14 protein-coding genes are annotated in these 14493 nt (G+C 33.7%); 9 read left to right on the top strand and 5 right to left on the bottom strand.

Annotation, left to right across the window (positions count from 1 at the left end):
* Positions 1 to 71: 71 nt before the first annotated feature.
* From C1Y58_RS02870 to C1Y58_RS02845, 6 genes are all read left to right on the top strand, one after another.
* The gene (locus tag C1Y58_RS02870; RefSeq protein ID WP_170311496.1) at positions 72 to 1796 is read left to right on the top strand and encodes a S8 family peptidase; all 1725 of its coding nucleotides are present in this window, start codon (positions 72 to 74) and stop codon (positions 1794 to 1796) included.
* 315 nt (positions 1797 to 2111) lie between these two features.
* On the top strand, positions 2112 to 3440 hold the full coding sequence (locus tag C1Y58_RS02865) for an FAD-dependent oxidoreductase (protein WP_105614478.1): 1329 nt from the start codon (positions 2112 to 2114) through the stop codon (positions 3438 to 3440).
* A gap of 279 nt (positions 3441 to 3719) precedes the next feature.
* Positions 3720 to 4748, top strand: coding sequence for an ABC transporter substrate-binding protein (locus tag C1Y58_RS02860; protein WP_105614477.1), 1029 nt, complete (start codon positions 3720 to 3722; stop codon positions 4746 to 4748).
* 88 nt (positions 4749 to 4836) lie between these two features.
* Entirely contained in the window at positions 4837 to 6543 is a 1707-nt protein-coding gene (locus C1Y58_RS02855; protein WP_105614476.1) for an ABC transporter permease, read from the top strand.
* Positions 6544 to 6559: 16 nt separating this feature from the next.
* Positions 6560 to 7666, top strand: a complete 1107-nt coding sequence (locus tag C1Y58_RS02850; RefSeq protein WP_207655694.1) for an ABC transporter ATP-binding protein — start codon at positions 6560 to 6562, stop codon at positions 7664 to 7666.
* Between the two features lie 136 nt (positions 7667 to 7802).
* Positions 7803 to 8126 carry a cupin domain-containing protein gene (locus C1Y58_RS02845; protein WP_105614475.1) on the top strand — a complete coding sequence of 108 codons (324 nt, stop codon included), beginning with the start codon at positions 7803 to 7805 and terminating at the stop codon, positions 8124 to 8126.
* Positions 8127 to 8193: 67 nt separating this feature from the next.
* On the opposite strand, the gene C1Y58_RS02840 is transcribed toward C1Y58_RS02845, so the two are convergent.
* Positions 8194 to 8565, bottom strand: coding sequence for a hypothetical protein (locus C1Y58_RS02840; protein ID WP_105614474.1), 372 nt, complete (start codon positions 8563 to 8565; stop codon positions 8194 to 8196).
* Between the two features lie 422 nt (positions 8566 to 8987).
* Here C1Y58_RS02840 and gltX point away from each other — a divergent pair, with 422 nt between their 5' ends.
* Both gltX and C1Y58_RS02830 read left to right on the top strand, forming a co-directional pair.
* A complete protein-coding gene (gene gltX, locus C1Y58_RS02835; protein ID WP_105614473.1) occupies positions 8988 to 10454 on the top strand; it encodes a glutamate--tRNA ligase in 1467 nt (488 codons plus the stop codon).
* Between the two features lie 204 nt (positions 10455 to 10658).
* On the top strand, positions 10659 to 11060 hold the full coding sequence (locus C1Y58_RS02830; protein WP_105614472.1) for a SatD family protein: 402 nt from the start codon (positions 10659 to 10661) through the stop codon (positions 11058 to 11060).
* A 15-nt stretch (positions 11061 to 11075) separates the two neighbouring features.
* Here C1Y58_RS02830 and C1Y58_RS02825 read toward each other — a convergent pair whose 3' ends face one another.
* The 3 genes from C1Y58_RS02825 to C1Y58_RS27165 are packed head-to-tail and all read right to left on the bottom strand — an operon-like array spanning position 11076 to position 12973.
* Positions 11076 to 11897 carry a DUF3307 domain-containing protein gene (locus C1Y58_RS02825; RefSeq protein WP_157949918.1) on the bottom strand — a complete coding sequence of 274 codons (822 nt, stop codon included), beginning with the start codon at positions 11895 to 11897 and terminating at the stop codon, positions 11076 to 11078.
* Between the two features lie 25 nt (positions 11898 to 11922).
* Positions 11923 to 12738 (bottom strand): SatD family protein, encoded by an 816-nt coding sequence (locus C1Y58_RS02820; RefSeq protein WP_157949917.1) that lies wholly within the window; start codon positions 12736 to 12738, stop codon positions 11923 to 11925.
* Positions 12739 to 12787: 49 nt separating this feature from the next.
* Entirely contained in the window at positions 12788 to 12973 is a 186-nt protein-coding gene (locus tag C1Y58_RS27165; protein WP_105614469.1) for a DUF4250 domain-containing protein, read from the bottom strand.
* A 279-nt stretch (positions 12974 to 13252) separates the two neighbouring features.
* Between C1Y58_RS27165 and C1Y58_RS02810 the strand changes: the two genes are divergently transcribed.
* Entirely contained in the window at positions 13253 to 13438 is a 186-nt protein-coding gene (locus tag C1Y58_RS02810; protein ID WP_105614468.1) for a hypothetical protein, read from the top strand.
* Here C1Y58_RS02810 and C1Y58_RS02805 read toward each other — a convergent pair whose 3' ends face one another.
* Positions 13439 to 14371: a magnesium transporter CorA family protein gene (locus tag C1Y58_RS02805; protein WP_105614467.1), complete on the bottom strand. Its 933-nt coding sequence runs from the start codon at positions 14369 to 14371 to the stop codon at positions 13439 to 13441.
* Positions 14372 to 14493: the final 122 nt, after the last annotated feature.

Raw genomic sequence — 14493 nt, 5'->3', positions numbered from 1 at the left:
TATTAATAAGGCGCTTTAACTTCAATTCGAGATTTCCCTGTCCTTAATTAGATATGTGGTGGAGGCTTTTCATGAAGAGGCAAGATAATCAACTATTTGAAACGAATTGTCAAGAGATCATAACATCTGAAGAGTACATTGACGTAGTTCGGGAAGTTACTGATGAAGAGATCGAAGCGAATATAGACAATCCTGAATATGCCTGTGTGCATCAGCTTAATGATCAATATGGTGTTTTTTATGTCAGTAGAGAAGGATTGACTTGTGATGAAGCTTATCGAATGACCCCTTATCAAGAAGTCCCCAATCTCTATGGGCTTTATGGTAAAAGAGCTGTAGCCGCAGCAGGTATCGCAGAAGTACAGAACCTACCTGCATTACAACTGACGGGGTTGGATGTACTCATTGGAGTTGTGGACACAGGAATTGATTATACTCATGAAGCTTTTATCTATGAAGATGATACGACTAAAATAGTTCGTCTTTGGGATCAAACCGGAGTTGGAAATCCACCAGAAGGTTTTAAATTTGGAACAGAGTATGATGACACACAAATAAATGAAGCCTTATTAGCTGATGATCCTTTCTCTTTAGTTGCCGAAATGGATGATATCGGTCATGGTACTTTCATTGCAGGAGCGGCAGCTGGTAGGGAAAATAATAGTGAAAACTTCATAGGAGCAGCACCAGATGCAGATTTAGTTATTGTAAAACTTAAGCCAGCTAAAGAATGCATAAAGGAATTTTACCTAGTCAATAAGGATGCGATTGCTTATCAAAGTCATGATGTTGTCCTAGGGGTGAATTATTGCCTTGATATGGCTAGGGAGTTGAATAGACCAATTGTCATTTTACTGGGTTGTGGTGATAATATGGGACCTCATAATGGTCAGACGATAACGGAAATGGTTTTGGCAGAAGTCGGAATGAATAGTGGGGTTATAGTCACTGTACCAGCAGGGAATGAAGCCAATTTATATCATCATTATCGTGGCATCTTTAGAGAAGATGAAGAGTCACAAGATGTGCAATTTAATGTGCCAGAAGGTGAAGAAGGATTTTATCTGAGCTTTTGGAATAACATACCTGATAAATATACTGTTGGATTAATATCCCCTCGTGGTACTGCAACAGGTCAAATACCTTTTAAAACGGATCAAAAGCAGGAAATTACCTTTATAGAAGAACGTACGGAAATATTAATTGAGTATGCATTCGTTGAAAAGCGTACAGGTGATCAAGCCATATTTATTCGATTGAAATACCCGTCACCAGGTATTTGGACACTAATTGTTTACGGAGATATCGTTTTAAATGGAATATATGATATTTACCTTCCTAGAGAGGGGTTTGTTGATCCATTAACTCGATTTCTGCAACCTGACCCTTATACCACGGTAACATCTCCAGCAACAAACCCTGCTACGATTACAGTAGGGGCATACAACGACATAACAAGTAGTCTATATTTATCATCAGGAAGAGGGTTAACCAGAGGCTTGGCCATTAAACCTGATTTAGTAGCACCAGGCGTTAATGTCATTGGACCCTATCCAAGGGGGGAATACGGTTCAATGACAGGTACTGGTGTATCAACAGCTATAACTGCTGGTGCATGCGCATTATTACTCCAGTGGGGCGTTATACAAAATAATCTTCCTAGCATGGATACGGTGATAGCTAAGACATTTTTGATTCGTGGAGCCTATCGCCGGCCAGCCATAGAATACCCTAATAGAGAATGGGGATATGGCGAGCTTGATCTCATTAATACCTTTAGAATAATTGAAACTTAGGCCTATATCTTCAACCTTTGTCATAAAGTAATTGAGTTAGATGCAAAACACATGAATCGATTGTGATGAAGTTATTTCATTATCAAATCGACCATGTGTTTTTCTTATGTCTGAATGAAATTATTAAATTGGATAATATTAAAAAGAGCGATAAATTTCTTGATGATTGCAAATGACTAATAATAATTATTAATTAAGGATAATGGTTAATAAATTAACGAAATTACTTGACATTGTATCTTATTTGTACTAAACTATAGTTAAGGAATATGATTATTATTTAACAATTAATATTCATTGTAGGAGGATGATTTTATGAAAATAGCTGTAATAGGGTGTACACATGCCGGTACTGCTGCAATAGTAAATGCTGCAACGCTTTATCCAGATGCTGAAATTACTGTTTATGAAAGAAACGATAACATTTCATTTTTATCTTGTGGTATTGCACTATATGTTGGTGGGGTTGTAAAAGATCCTCAAGGACTATTCTATAGTTCACCAGAAGAGTTAAGTAAACTTGGTGTAAAGACAAAAATGCGCCATGATGTTATAGATGTATCTATAGAAGAAAAGAAGATCAAAGTAAAGAATTTAGAATCAGAAGAAACTTTTGAAGATACTTTTGATAAATTGATTATTACAACAGGTTCATGGCCTATCATTCCACCGATTGAAGGAATTGATATGGAGAATATTTTATTATCAAAGAACTTTTACCATTCAAATACTATTATTGAGAAGGCTGAAAAGGCTGAAAACATAGTAGTTGTTGGAGCGGGATATATAGGTGTTGAACTTGTAGAATCTTTCCAAGCTCAAGGTAAAAATGTTACACTTGTTGATTCTATGGATCGTATTTTAAGTAAATACTTAGACAAGGAATATACGGATATAGCTGAAGAAGCATTTGTTGAAAAAGGTATTAAACTGGCCTTGGGCGAGACTGTTACAAGATTTGAAGGTGTAGATGGAAAAGTTTCAAAAGTAGTTACTGCTAAAGGTGAATATGATGCAGATTTAGTTATTCTATGTATTGGATTTAAACCGAATACTGCTCTGTTTAAAGGACAAATTGATATGCTAGATAGTGGCGCAATCATTATTAATGAGCATATGCAAACATCTCATCAAGATGTGTTTGCAGCAGGAGATAGCTGTGCTGTTATTTATAACCCAACAGGAGAATCACGTTATATTCCGTTGGCAACAAATGCTGTGCGTATGGGAACCATAGCAGCCCGTAACCTTATTGAATCAAAGGCTAAATACTTAGGTACTCAAGGTACTTCTGGTATTAAAATATACGAGTATTGTATTGCTGCAACTGGCTTAACTGAGGAATCAGCGAAGGATGCAGGGTTAAAAGTTAAAACCGTAACGGTTAAAGATAATTATCGACCAGAATTCATGCCTACTTATGAAGAGGTTATGCTTAAAGTAGTTTATGAAGAAGAGAGTAGAAGAATTGTTGGAGCACAACTGTTATCAAAAGCTGATTTAACACAATCTATCAATACAATGTCTGTAGTGATTCAAAATAAGATGACTGTTGATGAACTTGCATACGTTGATTTCTTCTTCCAACCACATTTTAATAAGCCATGGAACATCCTTAATTTAGCAGGGCTAAATGCAAAATAAATGATCAAATCAAGCCACCAATTTAAGGTGGCTTTTTTTCGTACTTTCTTGTGTAAACTTGTAAAAATCTTAGATTGAGTAGTGGAGATATAAAATTCATTCATCAAAACATATAAAAACTGACTAAATAATATAGGAAAAACCATGATTATTTTGTTGAAAATGCATTTCTTATTTACTTCTCATCCTATAAATCTTATAATAAATAGTGTAATACATATTGTACTAAGATTTACTAGTACATGATTTTAACTAATTATAAATTTTAGGGGGAATAGTATGAATATTAAGAAGATTACGTCAATTGTTTTGGTATTAGTATTTGCCTGTGCCTTATTGTTACAGGGATGTAGCGCAAGTGGATCCGATACTTTAACAATTTATACGGCTTTACCAGAATCAGAGATTCCAAGTTATTTAGAAGCTTTTGAAGCAGATACTGGTATTAAAGTGGAATATGTACGTTTATCAGCTGGTGAAATTTTATCCAAATTACAAGTAGAAAAGAACAACCCTCAAGCAAGTGTATGGTATGGTGGTCCTGCTGATACATTTGTTGCAGCAGCAAAAGAAGGTTTGTTAGAATCTTATAAATCTGATGAATTAAAGAATATTCCAGATAACTACATCGATCCAGATGGAACATGGTCTCCAATCTATGTAGGTGCATTAGCTTTTGCATGTGATAAGGAGTGGTTTGACGAGAATGGTTTACAATACCCTACTTCATGGGCTGATTTATTAAAACCAGAATTTGAAGGACAAATCTCTATGGCTCATCCTGGTTCATCAGGTACAGCTTATACAATCTTATCAACAATTGTACAGTTAAAAGGTGAAGATGATACTTGGGATTATTTCTCAGAACTTGATAAAAACATTCGTCAATATACTAAATCCGGTTCTGCGCCTCCAAAGAACGTTGCTTTAGGCGAAGCTGCAATTGGTATCTCTTTCTCACATGACTGCTTAAAGCCAACAGCAGAAGGTTATCCAATTGAACTATCATTCCCAGCTGATGGTACTGGGTATGAAATTGGTGGTGTAGCTTTAATTAAAGATGGTCCAGAGATGGAAAATGGTCAAAAGTTCATCGATTGGTGCTTAAGCGCAGAAGGACAAAATGTATATTCAACAAACAGTTCCTTTAGATTACCTATCAATACTGAAGCTATCGTTCCAGAAGGTGCTGTTAACATAGCTGATCTTGCAGTTATCGATTATGATTTCTCATGGGCTGGTGAAAACAGAAAACGTTTAGTTGAAGAATTCACAAATAAAGTAGCAAACAAAGATAATTTAAAATAATAAGTTAAGCAATGACTTTTTATAAACATTGGCAAGGTAATCTTGCCAATGTTTATCTGAATATGACAGGAGAAAATGGGGTGATTAAATGAGCCAAGTTAACACGAATAGCTATAAAGATAAGCTTCAGGCACAGAGCCAAGAGCTTAAGTGGAAATTAAAGATGTTAAAGAAAGAACCATTATTATTAGGACTCATCGTATTAATCTTAGTAGTATTAACAGTATTCGTACTTTTTCCATTGTTTAAGATTCTTAGCTACAGTTTAACGAATGAAGAGGGAAAGATTAGTTTCCAAACCGTCGTTGAAATCATACAAAATAGTAGTTATCGTGCTATTTTTATGAACAGTATTAAACTAGGTGTGATATCCGGCGTATTAAGTACAATAATTGGCTATATTTTTGCATTTGCTATCACAAGAACTGAATTGCCATTTAAAAAGTTTTTTAAAACAATGGCAACGATACCTATTGTATCGCCACCTTTCGTGCTATCATTATCCATTATATTTTTATTCGGTAGAAAAGGACTTATTACAAACGGTTTATTAGGTATTACTGATTTTAATGTTTATGGCTTACATAGTTTAGTATTGGTACAAACATTATCTTTCTTTCCAGTGGCTTACCTAACTTTATCAGGGATTTTAGAAGCCATTGACCCATCTGTAGAAGATGCAGCGTTAAATCTTGGTGCATCAAGATGGAAAATCTTTAGAACTGTTACGTTACCTTTATCTTTACCAGGTATCGTAAGTGGATTTTTATTAGTATTTATACAGTCCCTACAAGATTTTAGTAACCCGGCTGTTATAGGTGGCGGCTATCCAACCTTGGGTGTTGAAGCTTATAGAGTTATTACCGGTATGTATGAACTCAAAACCGGAGCTATTTTAGCCATCATGTTATTACTTCCCAGTTTGTTAGCCTTTTTATTACAGCGTTACTGGGTTAAAGGGAAATCATATGTAACCGTAACAGGTAAACCAACTCAAATCCGTGATAAAATTAGTGAAAAACATATCGTGTATCCATTATTAGCCCTTTGTTTACTATTTTGTGGAGTAATTATACTTTTTTATGGAACAGTATTGTACGGTGCTTTTGTCAAGACGTGGGGTATTAATTATACATTCACATTGGATCACTTTAAATACGTTGTTTCAACAGGATTGAGACCATTACTTAACTCTGTATTCTTGGCTATTGTATCAACACCAATAGCAGGTTTACTTGGTATGATTATTGCCTTCTTATTAGTTCGAAAAGACTTTATCGGAAAATCATATATGAGTTTAGTATCTTTATTAACGTTTGCTTTACCGGGTACAGTTGTTGGTATTGGTTTTATACTTGCATTTAATGAGCCTCCATTGGTCTTAACTGGAACAGCATTTATCCTCATATGCGTGTTTGTATTTAGAAATATTCCTGTTGGTATTGAAGGCGGTATGTCAGCACTGCGGCAAATTGATCCATCTATAGAAGAGGCATCTACTAACTTAGGAGCTTCTAGTTTTGAAACATTTAGATACGTTACCTTACCACTGATTAAAGGCGCCTTTTTCTCAGGGTTAGTCTATTCCTTTGTAAGAGCGATGACAGCAGTTAGTGCCATCATATTCTTAGTTTCAGCTAGATGGAATGTGGTAACAACTAGAATCTTCTCTTTATTTGAAGTAAGTAAGTATAGTGATGCAGCAGCGTATATTGTTTTAATGATCATTGTTATATTAGTTGCTATAGGTGTATTAAATCTACTGGTTTCTAGACTAGATAAGAAAAGGGTATAGACAGGGGGTAACCATTATGAATATGAAAAATAGTGATTTGAACTTAAAGAGTGTAACAAAGCGATTTAGAAGCCTTGATGGCGCAGGAGAAGTTACAGCTGTTGATGCCATTGACTTAGAAATAAAAGAAGGTGAGTTAACAACTCTATTAGGTCCTTCAGGGTGTGGAAAAACAACAACATTAAGAATGGTAGCAGGTTTTGAAAGTGTTACTGAGGGAGAAATAACATTAGGTGGGGAATCCATTGAAGATATACCTCCTAACAAAAGAGATATGGCCATGATGTTTCAAAGTTATGCGCTTTTCCCTCATATGACTGTATTTGATAACATTGCCTATGGTTTGAAACTTAAAAAACTGCCTAAGGATGTTATAGAAGAAAAAACGAATAAAGTCATGGAACTCATGCAGATTAGTGAAATGCGTAAGCGTTTTCCAGCCCAAATATCAGGTGGACAGCAGCAAAGAGTAGCTCTAGCAAGAGCGGTGGTTATAGAACCGAAGGTACTTCTTTTTGATGAACCTTTATCCAATCTAGATGCAAAATTACGTGAATATATGCGTGATGAATTACGTGGTCTACAGCAAAGGCTAGGTATAACCAGTTTATACGTAACACATGATCAATCTGAAGCTATGGCAATATCTGATAAGGTTGTTTTAATGAATAAAGGCTATATAGCTCAAGTAGGAAGTCCAGAAGATCTATATAGTAACCCAGTATCGAAATTTGTAGCTAACTTTATAGGAAAGTCAAACTTTTTACCATGTACTCTACTTAATAAAGCTAAGAAAGATGCCAAGATTAAAGTGTTTGATCAGGAGCTAAATATTCCAGAGCCTGGTTTATCCATCGATAAAGTGGATGAATCAAAAGCTATTATTGTTATTAGACCTGAAGCCATTGAATTGGCGGATCAAAACCAAGGTATGTTTGATGGTGAGGTCTTTAAAGCTATATACTTTGGTACACATATGGAGTATGGTGTGAGAAGTGGCGGGTACGAGTTGACTATTGAGCAATACTCACCACAGGTTCAAAAAACATATAAAGTAGGTGACCAAGTAGGTATCAACTTTGATTTGGCATGTGTTCGTATATTGGAAGATGAAGAACTGTAGAAAAACTGAAACAATAGATCCCTCTAACCAGGGAAAACCATTAGATCTGCGATTTGGGTCTAGTGGTTTTTTCATTTGGATAAAATTCATGTATAATATAGATATTCGTTGTTATACGTATGAGAGGAGAAAAATAATGTTTATTAAGAATAGTGATGTAGCCTTTACACCATGTGGTGAAGGTATGAAACGAAAAATTTTAGGTACTGGTGGAAGTATGATGATGGTTGAAGTAACCTTTGAAAAGGGTGCTGTTGGAATTGTCCATACCCATGTTCATGAACAAGTCAGTTACATCATAAAAGGAAATTTTGAATTTGAAATTAATGGTGAGAAAAAAGTAGTTAAAGAAGGGGATAGTATGTATATTCCTTCTAATATACCTCATGGTACAGTTGCATTGGTGGAAAATTCAATTATATTAGATGTGTTTACACCTCAAAGAGCTGATTTTTTGTAAGATGTTCTTAGATAAGAAAGGCTGTCGATCGACAGCCTTTAGACACATTTTTGTGCCTATTCTTATTCTAGTCAAGTATTTCGCTTGCAGAAGAAACAAGCTTTATATTTTCATATAAACCAACATCATCAGTTCTAAGTTTTTGCAGATAAGTGGTTGCAGATTTGGTTTCTACGAAGTACTTTTCTTTAAACTCAGTCTCATGATAAAGCTTATGGCATTCCTGTAATATAGGAATAGCATCTCCTGTAGTTGGTTTCGTCTTGCTTGAATCGATGACAAGTATGTATTCTTTTGTATCAATTGATTGAATGGTCTCAAGTAATTTTTGACGGTATGCCATACCATCCTCTTTCTCAAAGAACCCTTTGCCATAGCAATAAAGATATTTTTTATCACCCTTCAATATTTTTTCAAATTTGAACACTGGACTACTCATTTTGTTTGTACCTCCTTAAAACAATGGACAATTCTAGTATAAAGCATAGAAAAATAAATAACAAGTCATGCTTAATAAGTAGAGAAGGGAATTATCTAAACAAGTTGATTTCCATAGTTAACAGGAGAAAATCAAGGGTAATTACGTAAGAATTGCAACTATTTCTAGGAATGAGGTAATAATATGAATCATAAGTGACAAAAATCTTGACTAGCACCAGTTTATATAATAATATGAAGTGTATATTATACCTGAAATATTCATGATAAGCATTGAAGAGATGTGCTGACGGTGCATCGTATCAATGAGTTATTCTTAATAATTTGGGTTTAAGTGTGTAGAAAACTGTATTCATCAGATTTTTTACAACAACACTTTGAAAGACAATAAGCTTAATAAGAGGAAGAAAGGATGTGGTGATCATGAGTAAGATCAGAACACGTTTTGCACCAAGTCCTACAGGACGCATGCATGTGGGGAATTTAAGAACAGCTTTGTATGCTTATTTAATTGCTAAACATGAAGACGGAGATTTCTTATTACGTATAGAGGATACAGATCAAGAACGTTTTGTTGAAGGTGCAATTGACATTATCTATCGAACAATGGAGAATACAGGGTTACTTCATGATGAAGGACCAGATAAAGATGGTGGAGTAGGACCATACGTACAAAGTGAGCGTCAAAAGCAAGGTATTTACCTAGAATATGCTAAAAAGCTTGTTGAAAAGGGTGAAGCTTATTATTGCTTCTGTTCAAAAGAACGCCTAGATGACTTGAGACAAGAAGCTGAGAATAGAAAAGAAACTTTTAGATACGATAAGCACTGTTCACAGTTATCAAACGAAGAGATTGAAGAAAAGCTTCAACAAGGACTTCCTTATGTTATCCGCCAAGATAACCCAACAGAAGGAAAGACTGCTTTTGATGATGTGATATTTGGAACCATTGAAGTTGATAATAGTGAATTGGATGATATGATTCTCATCAAATCAGATGGGTTCCCAACATATAACTTTGCTAACGTCGTTGATGACCATTTAATGGGTATTACACATGTTGTAAGAGGAAATGAGTACTTATCTTCTACACCTAAGTACAATCGCTTATATGAAGCTTTTGAGTGGGAGATTCCTGTATACGTACATTGCCCATTGATTACAAATGAAGAACATCAAAAGTTAAGTAAGCGTAGCGGACATTCTTCTTATGAGGATTTAGTTGAGCAAGGATTCTTAACTGAAACAATTGTTAACTTTGTTTCTTTATTGGGCTGGAGTCCTGGAACTAATGAAGAGATATTTAGTCTTGAAGAATTAGTTAAAATCTTTGACTACAAAAACATTAATAAATCACCTGCAGTTTTTGATATGACAAAGTTCAGATGGATGAATAGTGAGTATATGAAAAAGATGTCTTCACAAGCTTTTTATAAAGTAGCAGAGCCTTATTTAAAAGAAGCAGTTACAAGTGATGTGGACTTGATGAAAGTAGCAGAGCTGGTTCAATCACGTATTGAAGTCTTAACAGATATCCCTAACCATATTGACTTCTTCAATGCATTACCTGAGTATTCTAATGAATTATATAAACATAAACGTATGAAGACAAATTCAGAAGTAGCCTTAGAAAACTTAGAAAAGGTATTACCAGTTCTAAAAAAAGTCGAGGATTGGGATAAAGATAATTTGCATAATATTGTATTAGAATTTGTTAAAGAGTTAGGTATTAAAAATGGACAGATGTTATGGCCATTAAGAACTGCATTATCTGGAAAACCAACAAGTCCTGGTGGAGCATTTGATCTTGCAGATATCTTTGGTAAAGAGGAATCCCTTAAACGTATTGAAGCAGGTATTACTCTATTAGAAGCAGAAGTAAGAAGTTAAGTAGTAAATAAAGCATATGATAGAGTGTTTAAATTAACACTTGTCATATGCTTTTCTTTTTAACACTTAAAAAGTCCCACAACATATAATGATAATGAATAATATGAGGTATACTAACTGATGATAGTATAAAGTATCAGTTAAGCTTAGAACATTAACTGCGGCAGAGTCAATGTTCTAAGCTTAACTGCAGGAGATGATGACATGTATATCACCATAACTTGCGATTTGAAACAATCCAGACAACTAAAAAATAGAGAAGAGGTTCAATATAAACTTATCAATATGTTGAAAGAGGTTAATAAGCATTATAAGTCTCATATAGCCTCAGAGTTTATTATTACACTTGGTGATGAGTGGCAAGGCTTATTACATTATCCTTGTGACTTTATGGACATTATTGATTACTTTCGTAAGTACATGGCGGGGATTCAGTTTTATGTGGGCATAGGGATTGGTGATGTCACTATCCATAATTTTGAGCTAACCGTCAATCAATTAGATGGTCCGTCCTTCTATAATGCTCGAGAAGCATTAAAAATAGCCAAAGCTAACAACTACTCATTAGTTGTTGTAGCTGACAATTGGGATTATGAATATGTATAGGATTGTTGGTGTGTTCTATAACAATTTTAAAACAGCATAGCCACTGATGATGGCTACCATGAAACTGATCAATGTACCAATTATATAATATTCTGCAAAACGTTCATCATCTAATTTTTTAAATCTAGCAATTGATTTAGCTGTCAAAACAAAACCGATCATCATTGGTTGATTTAATAAGACTACTGTAATAATAAATAAACGTTCTAATATCCCTATCCAAAAACCTCCATTTTTAGCCTCCAGGTGATCCTCGTTACATTGGATACTTATATGAAGGATTTCATTACTATCATCAAAATTATCCTTTAATGATGTCTGTGATTCATCTCCGCTGATTTGTTCAATGATCTTCCGAATGGTTATGCCTGTAACAACTGTAGCTAATAATATAATAATTATAATAAGGATAAGTACGTTGAACTCCGCTAAGTATGCATTTATGTTAGTATCTTTAACCATAAAGTGGATGATGGTATACAACATCAGTATATGTAGTCCCTGATCAATGAAGAAGAGCAGTATCTTATTTTTCATGACTTCCTTGATGATACATATACTCTTGCATTGATCAATTATAAAGTGGGACAATGCAATCAATAGTCCAGCCAATAAGAGTGGGTAGAACATCATAAAATTATTAGCGTAGAATAGCATGGTGAATAGGAAAAAGCTTAGAGTTATGATAAAGAAGTGAATGAAACTATGAAGTATATTAGCGTAAAAACTTTTAGAGAGTTTAAAGGATATGCGTTTTTTCATGTTTGCTTCAGTTTGAAGTATAAAATCAGAGATCAAGTGGGCTAAGACTGCTAGTAAAAAGATACTACTTTCCATAATCATCATCTCCTTGTTTTCAACCTTAATCGTTTGGATTAAGGTTGAATATCATTTCTTGACAATATTCATATAACATCTGTTCAAGTAACATATTATTTAGTAGGATTTGACTGTAGTTGGATGCCGTAAGTTTTTGCGATATACTTGCTTTTGTAAGTGAAGGGTTATTATCAATCATTTTTGAATAAGAACCAGCCTCTTCATAATGTGAAATGATATCTTTTTGCTTTTTAGTTAACTTCTTTTTTAAAATCTCATTATTACTTATCAAGTTGTTGATAAGTTGATTAAAGGTGATTTGCTCCTCTACTTTAGTGACAGCTACTTCATTTGAAAATAAATATGGTGATAAGGTAAGATGCTGATGACGATCACTGGTTAACGGTATATCATCACTATAAAAGAATACGTAATTATCCTTACTTTTAACGTATTGATTATAGAACGGATTTTTAGTCTTTGCAATTTCTAAGGCTTTTCTAGCATTAACAAAGCAGGGACCATCCATCCTTCTCGTATCATCATAAAGGTTTGTAAGGATAGTGCCTGTACCAAAGCCTGCATAGATATCCAAATGAAATTGATCAAAGAATCTTTGAAAACAATTAATAATCATGTAACTTTTGTATGGTGCCTTCAACAAAATCTGTATTTCATCACCTAATGTTAAGGTAATAGGAGCTGCCAGTATTGTCTTATACTTTCTATTCATTTGTTCAATATGCTTAATTGATGCAGCTTGCACAGTTTTTCTATTGGTAATCTTTCTTGATCCGATGATATCAATGTTGATAACACTATATACCATATTGTCACCTTCTTCTTTTGTGCATTTCACTTACTAGTCTACCAAAAAAATAATAAAATGGAAAGGGGATAAAGGGCTTCTAAATGAATTGATTACTGATTTCATTATAATTATAGCCTATACTACCTAGTTTAGTCTGGAGATCATTGTAATTTATTTGAAGGGTATCACATAATTTTGCAAGATTATCAAACTCGTCTCTTAATTTCATGTTGATAAAGCTTAATAGAATGAAGGGGTCTTTGGGAATATTTTCATATATCATTTTTAACAATCCTCTCACGATATAAATTGAATTTTTCTATATATTATACCATAAAGAGAATAGGCTTAAAAGGTTGACGTTAAAGGTGTTTATATGGTATCCTTTAATTGAAGGGAAACGTAGTTGTTTGGTCATAAATTATAATATTCAAACAAATGCAAGATTTAAAATAAAAGTTGTAATCTAATTCTCTTCATTTGAATAGTATATAACAAAGAATACTTTTAGCTGATTTATTCCTAAGTATTCTTAACAAAATCAATTAAAGGAGGTGTCATTATGGGTCGTAATGATGTTGTAACAAAAATTAATGGTTCATTAAATGAACAAGAAGTTTTTACAAAAACGTCAACTCAAAAAAACACATTAAAAGAAAGCCGTGTAAAAGATTATCAACATAATAATGTCAGAAATCTTTATAAAGGTGAAATGGACATTATCGTAGAAGGCTTTAGTAATATTTAATTAAAGCATTTTATTCCTTGTCATAATAATATAGAGTAAAATTGAAAGGACAAGAGAAATGAGTATAATAATTAAAAATGCTACAGGATTATCACTAAGTGGTACAGGGACGTTCATACCAAAAAAACTTGCCACCATCGTTGGGATGGATAGGATAATCGTCACAGAAGTTAGGAATTTCATGACGATGTTCAAGTTATTGGAGATGACAGATGCAAAGGCGTCCATTGTACCACTTAATATATTGCTATAAATATTAGCCATAACAATGGCTTGTTTATTTTCTATAATCACATCTTCCAAAAGTCTCTGGTCTTCAGGGTATTTTTTTATATGATCCATCTTTAACATTTTTTCTAGTACAACTTCATTACCAGTCAAAGAAGTTGAAAAATAAACCAAGCTTTTTTCTAAAGCAAGTAATTGAATGAGTTCCTTGTTTTTCATGGACTTATGAAGTTCTCTTTCAATAATATCACTATATTTTTCGATGGTTCTCAGATATCTCAAAAAATAGATAGCGTTACGGTTAAGTATCTGCAGAATAAAACGTGTCTTCATATAAGTATAGAATTCTTTGATTTGTCCAGTAATGAATTCATTAAGCAGTGGAAGGGGCTTCATACAAATGGTTATGATATATTCCTTCATTAAAATAATTCCTAATGGAATTGTCGTGTATAGCAAGTATTTATCATCACTTTCTATAGGAACATCAACAATGATTAAAGTCTCTTGTTGATCTTTTTCAACATGTGCACACTCTTCTCGATCTAAAGCCGCTTTTAAGTGATTTATATTAAGATCAGGTATAAGGGTTGTTAATCGCTTTATATCCTCTTCAGACGGACCGCTTAAGTTAATCCAAACACCATCCTCTAATTCATCCAGTTCAATTAAGATATTATCTATAGTCTTTAGTATCTTGATCATCATTTCACCTCAATTATTATAATAGGCAGATAAGAGAAAATTATTTATCAAATTTAAAAGGTTTATCATTCTAGCAACGATTGTTAAAACTTTAACTCTTGATTAGTAGAGGTATTTTACAG

Source organism: Vallitalea okinawensis (assembly GCF_002964605.1).
GTDB lineage: Bacteria > Bacillota > Clostridia > Lachnospirales > PQDH01 > Vallitalea_A > Vallitalea_A okinawensis.
Note: the sequence above shows the minus strand (reverse complement) of the source record. Positions and strands in the feature narration are given on the sequence as shown.

What these genes read in the sequence shown, in the direction of transcription:
- C1Y58_RS02855 (WP_105614476.1), top strand. Translation starts at nt 4,837, where the DNA reads ATGAGCCAAGTTAACACGAATAGCTATAAAGATAAGCTTCAGGCACAG.
- gltX (WP_105614473.1), top strand. Translation starts at nt 8,988, where the DNA reads ATGAGTAAGATCAGAACACGTTTTGCACCAAGTCCTACAGGACGCATG.
- C1Y58_RS02830 (WP_105614472.1), top strand. Translation starts at nt 10,659, where the DNA reads ATGTATATCACCATAACTTGCGATTTGAAACAATCCAGACAACTAAAA.
- C1Y58_RS02845 (WP_105614475.1), top strand. Translation starts at nt 7,803, where the DNA reads ATGTTTATTAAGAATAGTGATGTAGCCTTTACACCATGTGGTGAAGGT.
- C1Y58_RS02840 (WP_105614474.1), bottom strand. Translation starts at nt 8,565, where the DNA reads ATGAGTAGTCCAGTGTTCAAATTTGAAAAAATATTGAAGGGTGATAAA.
- C1Y58_RS02825 (WP_157949918.1), bottom strand. Translation starts at nt 11,897, where the DNA reads ATGGAAAGTAGTATCTTTTTACTAGCAGTCTTAGCCCACTTGATCTCT.
- C1Y58_RS02865 (WP_105614478.1), top strand. Translation starts at nt 2,112, where the DNA reads ATGAAAATAGCTGTAATAGGGTGTACACATGCCGGTACTGCTGCAATA.
- C1Y58_RS02860 (WP_105614477.1), top strand. Translation starts at nt 3,720, where the DNA reads ATGAATATTAAGAAGATTACGTCAATTGTTTTGGTATTAGTATTTGCC.
- C1Y58_RS02870 (WP_170311496.1), top strand. Translation starts at nt 72, where the DNA reads ATGAAGAGGCAAGATAATCAACTATTTGAAACGAATTGTCAAGAGATC.
- C1Y58_RS02850 (WP_207655694.1), top strand. Translation starts at nt 6,560, where the DNA reads ATGAATATGAAAAATAGTGATTTGAACTTAAAGAGTGTAACAAAGCGA.
- C1Y58_RS02805 (WP_105614467.1), bottom strand. Translation starts at nt 14,371, where the DNA reads ATGATCAAGATACTAAAGACTATAGATAATATCTTAATTGAACTGGAT.
- C1Y58_RS27165 (WP_105614469.1), bottom strand. Translation starts at nt 12,973, where the DNA reads ATGATATATGAAAATATTCCCAAAGACCCCTTCATTCTATTAAGCTTT.
- C1Y58_RS02810 (WP_105614468.1), top strand. Translation starts at nt 13,253, where the DNA reads ATGGGTCGTAATGATGTTGTAACAAAAATTAATGGTTCATTAAATGAA.